The sequence below is a fragment of the Vagococcus fessus genome, from assembly GCF_003987565.1.
GTDB lineage: Bacteria > Bacillota > Bacilli > Lactobacillales > Vagococcaceae > Vagococcus_D > Vagococcus_D fessus.
Genome location: NZ_NGJY01000001.1, coordinates 818,191 through 835,169, shown reverse-complemented (window position 1 = coordinate 835,169; position 16,979 = coordinate 818,191). Strand labels below are relative to the sequence as shown.

At 35.1% G+C, this 16,979-nt stretch carries 16 protein-coding genes; 12 read left to right on the top strand and 4 right to left on the bottom strand.

Going from position 1 to position 16,979, the window contains the following annotated elements; translation table 11 throughout:
• Positions 1-104 precede the first annotated feature (104 nt).
• The gene (locus CBF31_RS04055) at positions 105-368 is read left to right on the top strand and encodes a type B 50S ribosomal protein L31 (protein ID WP_126831085.1); all 264 of its coding nucleotides are present in this window, start codon (positions 105-107) and stop codon (positions 366-368) included.
• Between the two features lie 137 nt (positions 369-505).
• On the opposite strand, the gene CBF31_RS04050 is transcribed toward CBF31_RS04055, so the two are convergent.
• The gene (locus tag CBF31_RS04050; RefSeq protein ID WP_126831084.1) at positions 506-895 is read right to left on the bottom strand and encodes a phosphate-starvation-inducible PsiE family protein; all 390 of its coding nucleotides are present in this window, start codon (positions 893-895) and stop codon (positions 506-508) included.
• A gap of 185 nt (positions 896-1,080) precedes the next feature.
• Between CBF31_RS04050 and CBF31_RS04045 the strand changes: the two genes are divergently transcribed.
• The gene (locus CBF31_RS04045; protein ID WP_126831083.1) at positions 1,081-3,069 is read left to right on the top strand and encodes a bifunctional metallophosphatase/5'-nucleotidase; all 1,989 of its coding nucleotides are present in this window, start codon (positions 1,081-1,083) and stop codon (positions 3,067-3,069) included.
• A gap of 45 nt (positions 3,070-3,114) precedes the next feature.
• Here CBF31_RS04045 and CBF31_RS04040 read toward each other — a convergent pair whose 3' ends face one another.
• Positions 3,115-3,942 (bottom strand): AraC family transcriptional regulator, encoded by an 828-nt coding sequence (locus tag CBF31_RS04040; protein ID WP_126831082.1) that lies wholly within the window; start codon positions 3,940-3,942, stop codon positions 3,115-3,117.
• A 222-nt stretch (positions 3,943-4,164) separates the two neighbouring features.
• Here CBF31_RS04040 and CBF31_RS04035 point away from each other — a divergent pair, with 222 nt between their 5' ends.
• Complete coding sequence (locus CBF31_RS04035; protein WP_126831081.1) at positions 4,165-5,706, top strand: MFS transporter; 1,542 nt, start codon at positions 4,165-4,167, stop codon at positions 5,704-5,706.
• Positions 5,707-5,719: 13 nt separating this feature from the next.
• Positions 5,720-6,106 carry an HsmA family protein gene (locus tag CBF31_RS04030; RefSeq protein ID WP_126831080.1) on the top strand — a complete coding sequence of 129 codons (387 nt, stop codon included), beginning with the start codon at positions 5,720-5,722 and terminating at the stop codon, positions 6,104-6,106.
• Positions 6,107-6,147: 41 nt separating this feature from the next.
• Here the strand turns inward: CBF31_RS04030 and gnd are convergent, their stop codons facing one another.
• A complete protein-coding gene (gnd, locus tag CBF31_RS04025; RefSeq protein WP_126831079.1) occupies positions 6,148-7,044 on the bottom strand; it encodes a phosphogluconate dehydrogenase (NAD(+)-dependent, decarboxylating) in 897 nt (298 codons plus the stop codon).
• Between the two features lie 166 nt (positions 7,045-7,210).
• On the opposite strand from gnd, the gene CBF31_RS04020 reads away from it, so the two are divergent.
• From CBF31_RS04020 to CBF31_RS04005, 4 genes are all read left to right on the top strand, one after another.
• Entirely contained in the window at positions 7,211-8,062 is an 852-nt protein-coding gene (locus CBF31_RS04020) for a MurR/RpiR family transcriptional regulator (RefSeq protein WP_126831078.1), read from the top strand.
• Between the two features lie 108 nt (positions 8,063-8,170).
• Entirely contained in the window at positions 8,171-8,914 is a 744-nt protein-coding gene (locus tag CBF31_RS04015) for a threonine/serine exporter family protein (RefSeq protein WP_126831077.1), read from the top strand.
• Between the two features lie 5 nt (positions 8,915-8,919).
• Positions 8,920-9,393, top strand: a complete 474-nt coding sequence (locus tag CBF31_RS04010) for a threonine/serine exporter family protein (protein WP_126831076.1) — start codon at positions 8,920-8,922, stop codon at positions 9,391-9,393.
• A 218-nt stretch (positions 9,394-9,611) separates the two neighbouring features.
• Positions 9,612-10,877 carry a YeeE/YedE family protein gene (locus CBF31_RS04005; RefSeq protein ID WP_126831075.1) on the top strand — a complete coding sequence of 422 codons (1,266 nt, stop codon included), beginning with the start codon at positions 9,612-9,614 and terminating at the stop codon, positions 10,875-10,877.
• Positions 10,878-10,898: 21 nt separating this feature from the next.
• Here CBF31_RS04005 and CBF31_RS04000 read toward each other — a convergent pair whose 3' ends face one another.
• On the bottom strand, positions 10,899-11,813 hold the full coding sequence (locus CBF31_RS04000; protein ID WP_126831074.1) for a LysR family transcriptional regulator: 915 nt from the start codon (positions 11,811-11,813) through the stop codon (positions 10,899-10,901).
• A 174-nt stretch (positions 11,814-11,987) separates the two neighbouring features.
• Between CBF31_RS04000 and CBF31_RS03995 the strand changes: the two genes are divergently transcribed.
• The 4 genes from CBF31_RS03995 (at position 11,988) to CBF31_RS03980 (ending at position 16,970) form a co-directional block, all read left to right on the top strand.
• Positions 11,988-13,277, top strand: a complete 1,290-nt coding sequence (locus CBF31_RS03995) for a YeeE/YedE family protein (protein WP_126831073.1) — start codon at positions 11,988-11,990, stop codon at positions 13,275-13,277.
• Positions 13,278-13,345: 68 nt separating this feature from the next.
• Complete coding sequence (locus CBF31_RS03990) at positions 13,346-15,049, top strand: FAD-dependent oxidoreductase (RefSeq protein ID WP_126831072.1); 1,704 nt, start codon at positions 13,346-13,348, stop codon at positions 15,047-15,049.
• Positions 15,050-15,149: 100 nt separating this feature from the next.
• A complete protein-coding gene (locus CBF31_RS03985) occupies positions 15,150-15,929 on the top strand; it encodes an ABC transporter permease (protein WP_126831071.1) in 780 nt (259 codons plus the stop codon).
• Entirely contained in the window at positions 15,930-16,970 is a 1,041-nt protein-coding gene (locus tag CBF31_RS03980) for a taurine ABC transporter substrate-binding protein (RefSeq protein WP_126831070.1), read from the top strand.
• Positions 16,971-16,979 lie beyond the last annotated feature (9 nt).

Here is a 16,979-nt window from a genome sequence, read left to right as displayed (position 1 = left end):
AAAATAGATTGTCACACTTATACTAATATGTTATCATATTAGTGTTATAAACATAAAAACAACTCTGACTCAGCAAATGATTCAGGGCAAAGGAGAGCTTAATTATGAAAGAAAATATCCATCCTAATTATGTACCTGTAGTATTCATGGATTCAACTACTGGATTCAAATTCTTATCAGGTTCAACAAAAACATCAGAAGAAACTGTTGAATGGGAAGATGGTAACACATACCCATTAATCCGTATGGAAATCAGTTCTGATTCACATCCATTCTACACTGGACGTCAAAAATTCACTCAAGCAGATGGTCGTGTGGATCGTTTCAACAAAAAATATGGTCTTAAAGACGAAAACGCTGCTGAATAATTTTATCTCTGATAAAACTATTATATTCAACGTTTACAAGAGTTCATCCTTCGTGATGAGCTCTTTTTTATTTCAATAGATAAGAGGTTAACGCTGTTTAATAAATAAAAGACACTCCAACAATTTTGGAATGTCTTTTATTTATTAAATCGTTTGAGTAAAACAATAGAACCAACTAAAACTAAAATTGCGACGGCAGTTAAGAGCGTATCAAGTGCCGAACTAGGATTACCAATTGTATGTCTTAAGATAGATGTAATCGTAATGTAGATCAACATATTAACAGGAATATGATGAGATTCTTGTATATAAGTAAAGACCATCACGATAAACTCGAATAGTAAGAAGAATAATAAAACTTCATCGATCACAAGAAGTGTTTCACTGTTATCTGCGATTAATTTTGCAATTGAAATAAGTTTAAGAACCATTTCAGCTGCGAGTCCTAAAGATAGGATAATTAAAAGTAAATCGATGATAGTTGTTGCTGTAGCTACTATTTTTTTTGTAAGTTTTGAATTTTGCATAAAAGCTCCTTTAATTAACTAGTAATTAAATTTTACAGATAATGCGTGTTATTATCAACTTTAAAGTTTGTGAAATGAAACGTTTAATATTAATTAAAGTAAAAATTACGAAAAGTCTTGAATGTAAGCGTGTACAATGGTAAAGTGAAATTGCTTTAAATATCTAATAAAGGGGTCCTCGATTTATGAAACATTGGAAAGTACTATCAAGTCAAGTGGTATTAGCAGCAGTTTTAGGTGTAGGAATGACCGGTTTAGGAACAAAAGTTGAAGCAGCAGAAAATACGATTCCAATCCAAATGTTAGGATTGAATGATTTTCATGGCGCTATTGATGCGACATCTACTGCATTCATAGAAGATGAAAAATATGAAGATGTAGGCCGAGTGGCAAATTTAGCTGTTCATTTAGATGAAGCTGAGGCTGAGTTTAAAAAAGGCAACGATAAAGCAGAAACAGTTCGATTACAAGCAGGTGATATGGTGGGGGCAAGTCCTGCGAATTCTGCCTTATTACAAGATGAACCAACTGTAAGAGCTTTTGATGCAATGAATTTTACAATAGGGACTTTAGGGAATCATGAGTTTGATGAAGGACTCAAAGAATTTAAACGAATCATAGATGGTAAAGCGCCAGTTAGAGAAGATTTCGGTGAAAATATGGATGACAAGCTTTGGGATGTGGTAGCTAACTATCCAAGAGAGGCCTCAAAACAAGAAATTGTTGTAGCAAACATTGAAAATAAAACAGATGGCGACCATGGTAAGAAAGGTGAAATTCCTTATGGTTTCAAACCGTATACAATTAAAACATACGGCGAAGGCGATGAAGCAGTTAAAGTAGCGTATTTAGGAATTGTAACTTCTGAATTTCCTAATCTAGTGCTAGCTCAGCATACTCAAGATTATAAAGTGTTAGATGAAGCAGAAACAATGGCTAAGTACTCAAAAGAATTAAGAGAAAAAGAAGGGGTCAATGCCATTGTAGTCGTTTCTCACATTGCCGCAACAAGTAACAAAGGTGAGGTTCAGGGTGAAATCGTTGATATCATGTCTGATGTGGATAAATTAGATCCAGAAAATAGTATTGATGTTGTATTTGCAGGGCATAATCACCAATTTACAAATGGTGTTATTAAAGGGAAAAATGACGTGAGAATTGTTCAAAGTACGTCACAAGGAAAAGCGTATATTGATTTGCGTGGGGAGTTAGATCCTGAAACAAAAGATTTCGCTAAGACACCAGAGGCAGAAATCAAGCCTACAACAGATGTTGGCGAAGAGAAACAGGACAAAGACGTTCAAGCAATTGTAACGGAAGCTAATGAGTTAATTAAACCTATAACAGAGGCTAAAGTTGTTTCTGCTGATACTGATACCCTAACGAAAGATGCGGAAGGGCGTCAAGTGATTACAAAAGATTATAATGCTCATAGTGAGTCACCATTGGGCAATTTAATAACAGATGCACAACTGTATATGGCCAATAATGAAGAATTAAAAGATGAAGACGGTAAGGTTGTTAAAGCAGATTTCGCACTGACTAATAATGGTGGAATACGTGCTGACTTAATTGCAGATAAAGATGGAAACTTCACTTGGGGAGCTATTCAAACAGTTCAACCATTTGGAAATATCTTACAAGTTGTTGAAATCAGCGGAAAAGATTTACGAAGTGCTTTAAATGAACAACATAAAAATGGAAAATTACATTACTTCTTACAAATTTCAGGACTGAACTATACATATTCAGGTGTAGGTGATGATTTTGAGGTGATTGATCTAAAAGATAATGAAGGTAATGCGATTGAAGACGATAAAAATTATAACATCATTATCAATGATTTCTTATTTGGTGGAGGCGATGGATTCAAGAGCTTTACAAAAGGGAAACTTTTAACAGCGATGGATACAGATACCTCAATTTTTGTTAACTACTTCAAAAAATTAGAAGCAGACGGTGAAAAAGTAAAAGCACCTGAAGTGGGACGAAAAGTTGAAGTGAAAGCTGACAAAAAAGACAAAGAGGATAAAAAAGCGACTTCTGAAACTAAAGAAGAAAAAGATTCAGAAGATAAAAAAGATACAAAATCAAACAAAGGAATTATCGGAGCTGTTGCGGTAGTTGTTATTGGAGCAATTGTTTATTTCATGAAAAAAGGTAAAAAAGAATAGTAGTATAGGAGATTAAAAAAACGTCGAAGAAAACTCTTCGACGTTTTATTTTTTTTCGACTTCTGATGGTGAGATACCGTAATGCTTTTTAAATAGTTTACTGAAGTGATAGGCATCTTGGTAACCAACAGTTTCAGCGACTTCTTTAACCGTAACATTTTGGTTTTGAAGAAGTAATTTTGCACGATTGAGCCTTATTTTTATTAAATAATTAATAGGAGGATCACCTGTTTCTTCTTTAAAAACTTTCGAAATATAAGTAGAACTAATGTACATCAAATCAGAAAGACGATCTAGACTGATATCTTCGGTATGATGGGTTTCAAGATAATAAATAATATTATTGACGATGCTTTGCTTTTCTTTCTCAGATTCTTTTTCGTTTAAAGTAGTGTCATCAAGTAGAGCACTTTTGTCACTTCTTAAAATGAGAACGATTATCTCCATAACTAATGTTTTAATAAGAGCTTCGTAGCCAATTGAGCGAGAGTTTTTTTCTTCGATAATTCGCCAACATAAGTTGAAAAATTCATGTTGTTTATCTCCTAGATTAACAATAGGTGAGTTGAATGGAAAGTGATCTCGTTTATACCCTCCAAGTGAGATGTTCTTAATTCCGATATGCATCTGATGACTACTAGTATGTGCCAATTGATTATCTTGATGCTGTTTTCCGGGATTAAAAAGCATCACGGTCCCAGCTGTTGCTGTGACTATTTCATTTTCAATAATGTAATGTGCTTGTCCTTCTAGGACGATTGAAATTTCAGGGAAATTGTGAGCATGCATACGACCTTGGCTTTCTTCAGTTCCCCAACAATCAAAAGCATAAAGTATTTCTGGATTGAATGTTTTACTATCTATTTGTAGCATTTTTCTAACCCCTAGCGTTTTAATTTACAAGTCTATTGTACCTTATTTTTGAAATGAATGTAGCGTTTACATCGTATGTTTTATAGCATTTTGTCATAGTGACAGTTAAATTAGTCAAAGTACCTAATCAATTTAGCAGTTGACATAGTGACACGGTGTCACTATAATAAATAACAGTTAGGTGACACGGTGTCACTATTAAAAAAGAAAGAGATGAGAGGTATGACACAACAAGCAAAAAAAGATACAACTAAGTTAGCGATGATGGTCCTAGTATTAGGTGTTTTCATGTCAGCATTAGATAACGGCATTATCTCGGCAGCCCTAACAACTATTAATTCATCATTTAATGTCTCAGAAGTTCAAGGTTCATGGGGCATCACGCTATATACATTAGGTATGGCGATATCGACGCCTATTATTGGGAAATTAGCAGACAGGTATGGTCGTAAAAAATTATTTATGATTGAGATTTCCGTCTTTGCTTTAGGGTCACTTTTAGTAGCTCTAAGTCCAACTTTCACTTTATTTTTAGCCGCTCGTTTTATTCAAGCACTCGGTGGTGGTGGTATTTTCATCATTGCAAGTTCATTTGTGTTAACGGTATTTCCTAAAGAAAAACAAGGTGGCTTATTAGGGATGCTTGGTGCGGTCAATGGGATTGCATCAGTTGTAGGACCAAATGTCGGAAGTTTAGTTCTTAATATGACAGGAAAATGGCATTGGTTATTTTTAATTAATTTACCAATTGCACTTATTATCATTGTGACTGGTTTAATGTGGATACCAGAAACGAAAATTAATGTTATGAAACGTACAGATTATTGGGGTACGGTGTTATTAAGTTTAGGTATCTTAAGTTTCATGTTAGCTATCACAAATCTGCAACAAAGTGATTTGTTAGGAAGTTTATTAAGCGCTAAAGTATTAGGTTTCTTAATTTTAGGTATTGTTTTATTCGTTGGTTTATTCTTACTTGAAAAAGCGAATGAGTCGAAAGATGTCGATGCGATATTAGCATATCATTTATTAACAAATCGTAATTTTATGCTGACTCTTTTAATGGGGGTATTAACAGGAACGTTAATTGCAATCTTTGTCTATATTCCAAGTTATGTGGAGCATCGTCTAGGGGTATCTGCTAATCAAGCAGGTGTTTATATGTCAGGGATTGGTTTAGCTTCGATTGTCGGTGCAGGTAGTGGTGGCCGTTTTGTAGATAAAAAAGGGGCGCGACAAACTATTTTAATTGCGAGCTTAATTTCATTTATAGGGTTTGGAAGTTTGGCTTTCTTTAGTACCTCAACAACGAGCTTTTTAATTACATCTTCAGTAACAGGTCTAGGCTTCGGTATGTTAATGGGAGCCCCACTTTCAGTATTAGCTTCAGAAGCGGCTGGGGAAGAAAAAGGCTCTGCCTTAGGAACCTTATCAGTAAGTAGACAAGTTGGGTTAACAATAGCACCAACTTTATACGCCGCTTTGATACAAAATGGGTTTGAACCTTTGTTGCCAGAAATCAAACAAACTGTTTCTTCAGACTACATGACAGATAAATTGGGTAACTTGAACACATCATCTGTCGAATCAATTTTATTAGGAATTAAAGATGTGCCAAATAGTTCAGAAAAATCTCAAATGTTAGACATTTTTTATAATACAGCACATACAGCTTATCAACACATGTTCTTGATGAGTACAGTAGCATCAGCTTTAATTTTAGTCTTTGCCTTATTATTAAAACAAAAAAAGAAAACAAGTTAAAAGGAGTATACGCATGAGTACAGAATTAATTTTAGCAAGTGGTGCAATGATGATTGCCCTAGTTTTATACAGTATCGGAGTTTTTGGAGAAAAATTAAGTGGAACAATTCAATTTAAACACTTAGTCTTTTTCTTTGGTGGTTTAATCTTTGATACGACAGGAACAACATTGATGAATCAAATTGCAAAAGGTAATGGTGGGTCACAATTCGGGTTACATCAATTAACAGGTGGGGCCGCTCTTATTTTAATGGGCTTCCATTTCATTTGGGCAATTTGGGTTTATAAAAAAGGCAGTGAAGAAGCAAAAGAAAAATTCCACAAATTTAGTATAGGTGTATGGACACTCTGGGTAATCTCATTTGTGTTAGGTATGCTTGTCGGTATGGGAGTTTTATAAAAAGGAAGGACGTTTAAACGTCCTTCCTTTTTGTATGCTTATTATTTTTTTTCAACAGCATGGCCACCGAAGCCATTACGTAAAGCTGCTACTACTTTTCCAGTGAATGTATCATCGTATAATGAGCGATTACGCATCATAAGTGATAATGCAATAACAGGAGTAGGGATTTGGTAATCTAAAGCTGTTTCGATTGTCCATTTTCCTTCACCAGAAGCGTGCATAACACCTTTGATGTTGTCTAATTTAGCATCCTCTTGGAAAGCTTCTTCAGCTAATTCCATTAACCACGAACGGATGACAGACCCATTATTCCAAACTTTTGCAACAGCTTCTAAATCATAATCAAAAGGTCCACCTTCTAAAACATCAAAGCCTTCAGCGATAGCTTGCATCATACCATATTCGATTCCGTTATGAACCATTTTTAAGAAGTGGCCACTGCCGACTTCACCAGTGTACATGTAACCATTTTCGATTGCGATACTATCGAATAGAGGTTCAATCTCTTTGAAGACATTTTTATCGCCACCAATCATCAGACAAGCCCCGTTATTAGCTCCGCTTGTTCCACCACTTGTCCCACAATCAAAGAAGAAAATACCTTTTTCTTTTAGGTCGATACCGTGTTGTTGAGAAACTTTGTAGTTAGAGTTACCACCATCAATAATGATATCTCCTGGAGTTAATAGAGTACTTAATTGATCTAGTACGATTTGTAACGGCTCACCGTTAGGAACCATAATCCAAATGATTTTCTTTTCGGGTAGGGCATTAATAAAAGATTCTAAAGTAGCTTCAGTTTTTACACCTGCACGTTTAGCATTTTCAAGACTTTCAGGCATGACGTCTGTTCCGACAACAGTGTGTCCTTGACGTCCCATATTAATTGCTAAGTTTAATCCCATTTTTCCTAAACCGATAATTCCGATATTCATAATGTGCTCACTCCTGTGAAAGTTTTATTTATTAGAGTTAGTATAAAATAAAATTTTATTTTATGCAACAATAAATAAAAGTTTTATTTTTTTAGTGACATGGTATAATCAAGAAAAGTAAAAAAGGTTTTTAAGACCTAAATAAAAAGTCAAAGGAGTTTTCAACTTGAAAAATCCCATTGAAGTAAAAATAAACACGATTTATCGTGACATTAGCCGTAAAGAACAACAAGTGGCAGATTATATTTTAAATTTTCCAGAACAAATTATCCATCAGTCTATTGGTGATTTATCTAGACAACTAGGGATGGCAGAATCAACGGTTTTTCGTTTTTGTCAGCGACTAGGTTATAAGGGGTATAAAGAATTTAAAATTGACTTAGCCTCAGCTGTTCAAAGTGAAAAAGACAAAGAACATGTTATTTATGAAGGGATAACTGAAAAAGATAGCCCTCGTGAGATTGCTCAAAAAGTATTTGCATCTAATCAACAAGCTCTGCAAGATACGATTGATTTATTAGATGATAAGCAAATGACAGCAGCAGTTAATATACTGACTCAGTCTGAGAAAGTGATATTCTTTGGAAGTGGTGGCTCTAATGTTATTGCTTTAGATGCATTTCATAAGTTTTTAAGAAGTCCGCTTAATGTAGGATGTAACACGGATAACCATATTCAGTTAATGGAAGCTGCTCGCATGGGTGAACAGGATTGTGCGGTGATTATTTCACATTCTGGACAGAGTCAAGACAGCTTGCAAATTGCTGGACTTGCTAAAAAGAATGGTGCGAAACTCATTGTTATCACAAGCTTCTTATTATCACCATTAGCGGAGTTATCGGATTGTTGCTTATTATCAACCTCAAAAGAAATTGATTATCGTCCAGAAGCTTTAGCGACACGACTGACTCAGCTTAGCTTGATCGATGCTCTTTATGTGAATGTGATGTATCAAAATATAGAAAAATCTGAGAAGTCCTTAGAACAAATTAGAGGAGCTATTTCAATCACTAAGTAATTCTTAATATTAGAGACTTTATGGTTGTCATTGCCTGTTTGCCTTGTTATGATGTATTGGAAATTGCTTGACTAGAGATGGTTACAAGTAATGGGAAGGAGGCACTATATGACTCATAAAGAATTTTTATTAGAGACGTGTGCGCTAGCTGGTAAAGTTATGCTAGAAAATGGAGCGGAAATGTACCGTGTAGAAGACACGATGAATCGAATTGCAGCATGTAAAAATGAAGTTGGTAAAACTTTTGTCACTCAAACAGTTGTCTTGATGGGGCTTGAAGGAACGCAACAAGTTCAAATGGAGACTGTGAGTGTTAGAACAATCAATTTGGGAAAAGTTTCAGCAGTAAATGATTTATCACGGTTATTAGCCAGTGATTTGATTGACATAAAAGAATTGAATCATCAATTAAAAGAATTGCAAAGAGTAATGCCACCTATAGAGCTTATGTTAAAAACAGTATGTGCCACTTTAATTAGTGCAAGTTTGATGATTTTGCTAGGTGGATCATGGCAGGATTTTATCCCAACGTGTCTTGTTGGAGCAGGGGGGTATATAGCTTATTTGCTAAGTGTTAACTATTTAAGATTAAAATATGTTGATGAATTTGTTGGTGCATTTGCAATGGGGATTCTAGCGTTCTTAATGTTAAAATCAGGATTCGGTCATTCGTTGGATGATATGATTATTGGAAGTATCATGCCTTTAGTACCCGGTGTGGCTTTAACAAATACTGTTCGAGATTTACAGGAAGGACACATCTTATCAGGGATTTCACGTGGTGTTGAAGCGTTAATTATTGCCTTGATGATAGGTGCCGGTATTGCGGTAGCTTTTAGTGTGATGAGGTAATTATTATGACAATACAAATATTTATATTAAAATTTTTTGAACAATTCATTCTAAGTTTTATATCAGCAGTAGGGTTTGCTATTATTTTCCAAGTGCCCAGAAATCGTGTGATATATAGCGGATGGGCTGGGGCAGGTGGTTGGATAATTTATTGGTTCTGTTTATTAATTGGAATGGGCAATATTATCTCAACGTTTATTGGTGCATTTTCAATAGCTTGGATTAGTTATATTATTGCAAGAAAGTTAAAAACACCGGCTACTTTATATAATATCCCAGGAATTACATCAGTCGTTCCCGGTGGGACATCTTATAAAATGACCTACAGTTTACTGATTGGTGATTATCATCAAGCAGTAGAACATGGGATTCAAGTGATTGCCTTAGCAGGAGCGATTGCAGGTGGGTTAATTTTCTTTGAAGTAGCAAGACGTAACTTTAAAGAAGGACTAGTCCCCAAAATACAAAAAAGAAGATAAAATAAGTCACAAATGTGGCTTATTTTTTTAGTGTATTTTTGCACAATCAGAACGTGACTATTGATTAGATAATAGAGTTTATTCCATTATACGATTATTTTTATGGGGTAGTTTATGAAAAAAACGTGAATTCTTTTTGAACTTTTTTCACAAAAGTTGTTCTATTTTTCACAAAGGTAGGTTATACTGTGGTTAGAAAAAAGAAGGAGTTGTAATTTATGGAGAAGAAAGACAAAATTATCGGTTTTATTTTGTTAGCCGTATTACTAGCAGGAGGCCCATTTGTTCTAGAAACTAGTGCGTTGTATTTTCGATTAGTAATTGGACTAGCGTTGGGCTATACTTTATCACGTTCATATACAGGTTTTGCTGGAAGTGTTAACAGAGCTTACAATACAGGATCAACTAAATTAATGAGAACTTTAATGTTTATGTTTGTGATTACAGCCATTATTAATGTTGCATTTTTATTATTTGCAAAAGATTTAACAGCTTATGATTTATCAATCAACCCGATTAATCTGGGGTTATTATTAGGTGGTATTTTATTCGGTTTCGGTATGTCATTTTCATCATGTTGTGCGTCTGGTGTGTTAACGGACTTAGTAACTGATTTACCAAGAGCCGGAATTACATTGATATTCTTCTGTTTTGGTGTATTTATTGGTTTCCCTATTCAAAGCACACAATCATGGATTACCGATTCATGGTTCACATCTGAAACAGGTGCTAAGTTTGCTAAAGGAGTTTATTTCCCTGACTGGTTCAAATGGGACGGTTTAGATGGTTATTTAGGTGCTACAATTTTAACTGTTATTTTAGCAGCAATTGTTATTTTCTTGTCATTCCGTTACGAACAATCTCGTCGTAAGAAAAATACATATACAGGTGTTTTATCTGAACGTATGCAAGATGTACAAGAACCTATGGATGTTGAAAACTTTGAGTTAGCAAGTGAAACAACCTATAACAGAGTATTTGTTAAGCCTTGGACATTACAACAAGGTGCCTTCATCATCACGATTATCTTTGCTTTGCTTATGGGCGTTACAAAAAGTGGTTGGGGTGCTTCAACACCTTACGGATTCTGGTTTGGTAAAGTATTAACAGTTTTCGGAGTATCTGCAGATAGTTTAGCGGACTTTACACATAAATCAGCGGACGTGTATGGAGGTCCATTACTTTCAAATGGTGTCACTGTTCAAAACTTTGCGATTTTCTTAGGAACATTAGTTTTTATCTTAACATCAGGTTTATTTATGAAAACAATGCGAGCTATCCCTAAATTAAAAGCCAAAGATGCGAGTTTGTATGCTCTTGGTGGATTATGTATGGGATTCGGAACTCGTTTATCTAATGGGTGTAATGTTGGAGCGTTATACACACCAATCGCTCATTTCTCACTATCAGGTTGGGTTTTCTTAATCACTCTAGTTGCTGGTGGTATCTTAGGAAATAAATTTGCTAAACGTATTAATGGCTAATCTATAACAAAAATAACCATGCTAAAATTTAGCATGGTTATTTTTATCATGGTTTTTACCTTCAACCAGTAAAAGGTCTCTGAATTTTTTGATAGGTTTTGATGCAATTTGATTGTTTTTTAAGACTAATGAGAAAGGAAAACCTACTGTATTGCCATTAGTTATAGCAATTTGACCAAGCTTCCCGCGTTCTAAATCTTCTTGTACTGACATGTGATAGAGAAAACTGATCCCTTCATTATTTTCGACTAATGTTTTTATTAAATTAATATGACCAACTGTTGTTTGCTTTGAAAAATCCTTAGGAGTTAATCCGTGTTTTTTTATAGCATGACTCCAACTACCATATATACCGGACCCTGTCTCACGTAATATTATTGTTTCAGAAGTGAGTGCACTAAGAGGAACTTTTGAACCTGCTAAATGATGTTCGGTTGGGCAGATACAGACAATAGGCTCGTGAATAAAAATATCGGAAGTATAATCTTCTTTGTTAAATGGACCAGATACAAGGGCGATATCAATATCACCATTATCAAGCTGTTCTAATAAATGAGTAGTATTATCGATTAACAATTTGACTTTAATCCCTTCCTCTTCTGAGAATTTCCGAACGATATCCCAAATATAAAATTCACCAATAGTTAGGCTGGCTCCAATAACGAGCGGATGGGAGTCATACGATTGTTTAAGTGTGGATTTAATGTGTTTAATTTCATAATCGAGACCAAGGATCTGTTCTTTTAAATACTCTCCTTCGGTAGTTAAAGTTAATTGATTTTTTTTATAATTTACTAATTTGACATCCAAATGATTTTCTAAATATTGAATATGTTTGGTTACAGCTGGTTGGCTTAAGTTTAGCTGTTGAGCTGCTTTAGTATAATTAAGTGTTTCAGATAGAATAATAAATGTATCATAACGGTAATCAAGCATTTAGAAATCTCTCCTTTGTTTAAGTAACGAATTATTATAAATGAAAATTATGTACAAACTTGCTTATAACTTTTAGTTATACCAGTATAACAAGTTGGTATTTCAAAAACAACTAAATGAGCACTATAATAATAAGTATAGAAAGTGAAAAAAATCACAAAGGAGAGAGATGTTATGGAAGGGAAAAAAATTAATAAGCAACAATTAGTTGGAGCTCTGATTGTTATTGCCTTATTAGTAGGATTTGGTTTTTATTTAAACTCTTTAAAAGCAGTTTTACCAATTCAACTTTTATCAGGTGTTGCGTTAGGTGTCATTTTAACAAAAGCCCGCTTTGGTTTTGCTGGTGGGATTAAACGGATTTATGTTAGAGGTGAAGGAAGTTTAACGAAAGCACTTCTAATTATGTTGACACTAACAATGATTGTATTCTTAGGTGTTCAGTGGTTTGCAGCTCAAAATGGAGCAGTTGCAGCATTTAGTGCAGTAGAAGGTCAAGCTATTATTCCAGGTACTCAAAATGTTCATTTTACTAATATTGCAACAGTTCTTGGTGGTATCATCTTCGGTATGGGAATGATTTTTGCTGGAGGCTGTGCATCTGGGACATTAACAGATATGGGTGAAGGAGAAGGTAGAGCATTATTAGCGTTTATCTTCTTTATCTTAGGATCTATACCAGGTGAACTGGCTCGTTACAGTGTGGATCAATCAGCTCTTGGTAAAATTGGTGTTCAAGCGTATTTACCAGATTACTTCGGTTATATTGGAGCGTTCGCTGTATCAATGATAGGAGTATTTGTTCTCTATGCGATAACAGTAAATTATGAGAAAAAACGAAAATTAGAAGGAACGTACGCAGATCCACTTGGTGATTGGGAAGACTTTGAGAAGCCTATGGAAGCAACAGAAAAAGATGGGTTTTGGAGTTACACGACGTATCATAAATTCTTTGTTGAACGTTTAAGTTTCAAAATGGCAGCTGTTTGGATTGCAGCGATTTGTAGTTTTATTCTACTAACAACAGGAAAACCTTGGGGTGTAACAAGTGCCTTTTCCAAACTAGCTGTTTTCTTATTACAACCTTTAGGTCTTAACTTTACCTCGCCGGGACTTGAAAAAATTGTTGCTGGTGTCGATGGTGGGATGTTAATGGATGGAGGAACTATCAGAAACCTAGGAATTGTGGCGGGAGCTTTAGTTGCTTTTCTATTAGCTGGTCGTTTTTCATTCAAATTTAAAATGACAGCAAAAGATGCTATGTACTACGCAGTTGGTGGCTTGATGATGGGATTTGGGGCTCGTTTTGCTAAAGGATGTAACGCAGGTGCTCTTTATTCTTCAATGAGTACATTCTCAATTTCAGGCTGGATCTTCTTAATTGCGATGTGTATTGGTGGTATGGTAAGCTTAAAAGTGTTTGCAGGGAAGATGTCAATGATCCCGGGCTCACGAAAAAAATAAGTAATAATAACATAAGGTAGTCATTGTAATAACTATATAGATTAACTAAATTTTAGGAGGAATTATAAATGAGTAAACGTATTTTAATCGTCGGCGGTGTCGCAGGTGGAGCTTCAGCAGCAGCAAGAGCACGTAGATTGGATGAGTCAGCAGAAATTATTATGTTTGAAAAAGGACCTTTCGTTTCATTTTCTAACTGTGCTTTACCTTTCCATTTAAGTGGGATTGTTGAAGAAGCTGAAAACTTAGTCTTAATGTCACCAGAGGTTTTCCGTAAACAATACAATATTATCGCACGTGTAAACAGCGAAGTAATGTCAATTCAACCAGATGAAAAATCAATCGTAGTAAAAGATTTAACGACGGGTGAAGAAACGACTGAAAAATATGATGAACTTGTATTATCTCCAGGAGCTAACCCAATCTTACCAGGAAGCATTAAAGGAATTGATAAAGAGCATGTCTTCTCAGTTCGTAATGTTCCAGATATTGATAGCATTAAACGTTATATCGACACAAACAACGTAGAAGATATCGTTGTTGTCGGTGGCGGATTTATTGGGGTAGAAGTTGCAGAAAACTTACACTTAGCTAAGAAAAATGTAGCGTTAATTGAAGCGGCTAATCAAGTAATGGCACCTTTCGATTATGATATGGCTCAAATTTTACATAAAGAAATGATTGATAACGATATCAACTTAATTTTAGAAGATGCTGTATCAGAAATTACAGAAGATAAAGTTATTTTATCATCAGGTAAAGAAGTTAAAGCGGGCGCTGTAATTATGGCAATTGGTGTAACACCTGAAACTAAATTAGCTCGTGAAGCTGGTCTTGAAATTGGTGTAACTGGTGGAATTAAAGTAAACCACCACTACTTAACATCAGCTCCTAATGTCTATGCTGTAGGAGATGCAATTGAAGTAACACATAAACAAACTCAAAAACCAACTCGTTTAACATTAGCTGGTCCAGCACAACGTCAAGCACGTGCGGCAGCTGACCACATGTATGGTAGAACATACCGCAATACAGGTGTTATTGGATCATCAGTTATCCAATGTTTTGAAATGAACGCAGCTTCAACTGGTTTGAATGAAAAAGATTGCCAACGTGAAGGAATTGCTTATCAAACAGCTTATGTTATTCCAAAAGATCGTGTTGGTTTGATGCCAGATGCTAATCCATTATTCTTCAAACTAATCTTTGCTGATCCATCAGGTCAAATTTTAGGAGCTCAAGCAATGGGTAAAGGTAACGTAGACAAACGTATCGACGTTATTGCAACTATGATTACAATGAATGGTAATTTAGAAGACCTTAAAGAATTAGAATTATCATATTCTCCAATGTTCGGAACAGCTAAAGATGTTGTAAATATGGCTGCTTTAGTTGGCTTAAACGTCTTAAATGGAGATTTCAAACAAGTACCTGTAACTAAAGTTAGAGAATTAGTAGAAAGCGATGCATTTATCATTGATGCTCGTGAAGAAGGCGAATATGCTGCTGGTCATTTAAATAATGCAGTAAATATTCCATTCAGCCAATTCCGTGACCGTTTATCAGAAATTCCAAAAGATCGTCCAGTTTACGTTCACTGTTTATCAAGTCAACGTAGCTACAACATGGTTAAAGCTCTAGGTATGTTAGGCTTTGATAATGTTCATAACTTAATGGGATCATTCTTAGGAATAAGCATGTACGAATACTATAACGATGTAGTTAAAGGCCGTAAACCAATTATGACAGACTATCGTTTCGATTTGTTATAAAATAAAATTTCTTGTATGATAGAAGAAATTGACATGAAAGAGGTTGGGGTCAATCCTGACCTCTTTTCTTGTCTTAAATCAATAGAAAAGTTGGGTGACTATGAAAGAACAAAAACAAAAATCTTATAAGTCATATACATGGATAACATGGTTTGTTATTTTGGGTATCTGGTTTATTGCGACAGAAAGTGGATTGGTAGCTTCTCGCTTGGTACCCTCACCAGTTCAAGTTGTTAAAACATTTTTTAAAATTGTTAAAGAAGGCTATAATGGTGTTTCCTTTTGGTCTCATTTAGGAATTAGTTTGTACAGACTAGCTTTATCTTCATTTTTAGCACTTATTACTGCGATACCATTAGGTTTAATGAGTGGGTTCTTTAAACCATTTCGTGCTATTGTAGATTCGATTGTTCAGTTTTACCGTCCGTTACCACCGTTAGCGTATTATACGTTACTTATTTTATGGTTAGGGATAGATGAGTCTTCAAAAGTGATGCTGTTATTCTTAGCAGCCTTCGCCCCTATTTATTTAGCGTGTGTATCTGCGGTTTCCAATATTAATCCAGATTTGATACTAAGTGCTCAATCGCTCGGAGCTTCTAAAAAAGAAGTCTTCAAAACGATAGTATTACCCGCTTGTTTACCTGAGATTTTTACAGGTTTAAGAACAGCGATTGGTGTCGCTTACACAACACTTGTTTCAGCGGAAATGGTCGCTGCCACATCAGGTGTAGGGTGGATGGTTATTGATGCTTCTCGTTATTTAAAGAGTGACGTAATGTTCGTTGGGATTATATTATTAGGAATTACTGGTGTGTTATTAGATATCGGTGTTCGTAAATTGGAAGAAAAAGTCGTGTTCTGGAAGGGGAAAGAATAGATGAAGAAAATGTTTAAAAGAGTAGTAATGTCACTAGGTTTGTTAGCAACTGTAGGACTTCTTGCAAGTTGTGGCAGTAAAGAAGAAGCAGGTAAGGACGCGTTACCTAAAGAAGTTAATATTGGTATTATCCGTGTACCGAATGACAAACAAGTTGCTATTTCAGAAAATTATTTTAAAGAATACTTTGAAGATAAAGGTATTAAAACAAACTTTATGTTTTTTGATTCAGGAGTAGCGGCGAATCAAGCCTTTGCTTCAGGGAGTATTGATTTTGCAGAGATGGGATACACAAATGCAGTTGTTGCATTGTCAACAGATATTCCAGTTAAATTAATTTGGCTACACGAAATTTTAGGTTCAAATGAAGCCTTGGTTGTACCGAAAGATTCTGCAGCAAAAGATGTTAAAGATTTAAAAGGCAAGAAAATTGCGACGCCATTCAGTTCAACTTCTCACTATAGTTTGTTAAATGCTTTGACTGAGGCAGGTATCAAAGATGATGTTAAATTGCTTGATATGCAAACAAGTGAAATCGTAGCAGCTTGGGAACGTGGCGATATTGACGGGGCTTATACGTGGGAGCCAACATTAAGTGCGATTAAAGAAACAGGAAAAGTTTTAACAGATAGCAAAGAATTAGCCGATCAAGGATATTTAACAGCTAATATTGATTTAGTTCGTGAAGATTTCGCTAAAAAGTACCCAGATTTAGTTAGCGATTATATTAAAGTATTAAATAAAGCTGTATCGTTTTATGAAAAATCACCAGAAAAAGCAGCAGTAGCGGCAGCGAAACCATTAGAAATCACGCCTGAAGAAGCGTTAAAACAAATGAAAGCTACTACATGGTTGCCAAGTGATAAACAAATTTCAGCAGACTTCCTAGGAACGAGTGATAAGCCAGGGAACTTCCACCAAGTCTTTATGGATACTGCAAAATTCTTAAAAGAGCAAGGGTCTATTTCAGAAGTTCCTAAGATGGAAGAAATTAATGACTTTATAGAGTCGTCATTCGTTGAAAAATCTCTAGAGAAATAAGAGGTGACA

Excerpts from the sequence above, each read along its gene's own strand:
- CBF31_RS04055 (WP_126831085.1), top strand. The coding sequence starts at position 105 with ATGAAAGAAAATATCCATCCTAATTATGTACCTGTAGTATTCATGGAT.
- CBF31_RS04050 (WP_126831084.1), bottom strand. The coding sequence starts at position 895 with ATGCAAAATTCAAAACTTACAAAAAAAATAGTAGCTACAGCAACAACT.
- CBF31_RS04045 (WP_126831083.1), top strand. The coding sequence starts at position 1,081 with ATGAAACATTGGAAAGTACTATCAAGTCAAGTGGTATTAGCAGCAGTT.
- CBF31_RS04040 (WP_126831082.1), bottom strand. The coding sequence starts at position 3,942 with ATGCTACAAATAGATAGTAAAACATTCAATCCAGAAATACTTTATGCT.
- CBF31_RS04035 (WP_126831081.1), top strand. The coding sequence starts at position 4,165 with ATGACACAACAAGCAAAAAAAGATACAACTAAGTTAGCGATGATGGTC.
- CBF31_RS04030 (WP_126831080.1), top strand. The coding sequence starts at position 5,720 with ATGAGTACAGAATTAATTTTAGCAAGTGGTGCAATGATGATTGCCCTA.
- gnd (WP_126831079.1), bottom strand. The coding sequence starts at position 7,044 with ATGAATATCGGAATTATCGGTTTAGGAAAAATGGGATTAAACTTAGCA.
- CBF31_RS04015 (WP_126831077.1), top strand. The coding sequence starts at position 8,171 with ATGACTCATAAAGAATTTTTATTAGAGACGTGTGCGCTAGCTGGTAAA.
- CBF31_RS04010 (WP_126831076.1), top strand. The coding sequence starts at position 8,920 with ATGACAATACAAATATTTATATTAAAATTTTTTGAACAATTCATTCTA.
- CBF31_RS04005 (WP_126831075.1), top strand. The coding sequence starts at position 9,612 with ATGGAGAAGAAAGACAAAATTATCGGTTTTATTTTGTTAGCCGTATTA.
- CBF31_RS04000 (WP_126831074.1), bottom strand. The coding sequence starts at position 11,813 with ATGCTTGATTACCGTTATGATACATTTATTATTCTATCTGAAACACTT.
- CBF31_RS03995 (WP_126831073.1), top strand. The coding sequence starts at position 11,988 with ATGGAAGGGAAAAAAATTAATAAGCAACAATTAGTTGGAGCTCTGATT.
- CBF31_RS03990 (WP_126831072.1), top strand. The coding sequence starts at position 13,346 with ATGAGTAAACGTATTTTAATCGTCGGCGGTGTCGCAGGTGGAGCTTCA.
- CBF31_RS03985 (WP_126831071.1), top strand. The coding sequence starts at position 15,150 with ATGAAAGAACAAAAACAAAAATCTTATAAGTCATATACATGGATAACA.
- CBF31_RS03980 (WP_126831070.1), top strand. The coding sequence starts at position 15,930 with ATGAAGAAAATGTTTAAAAGAGTAGTAATGTCACTAGGTTTGTTAGCA.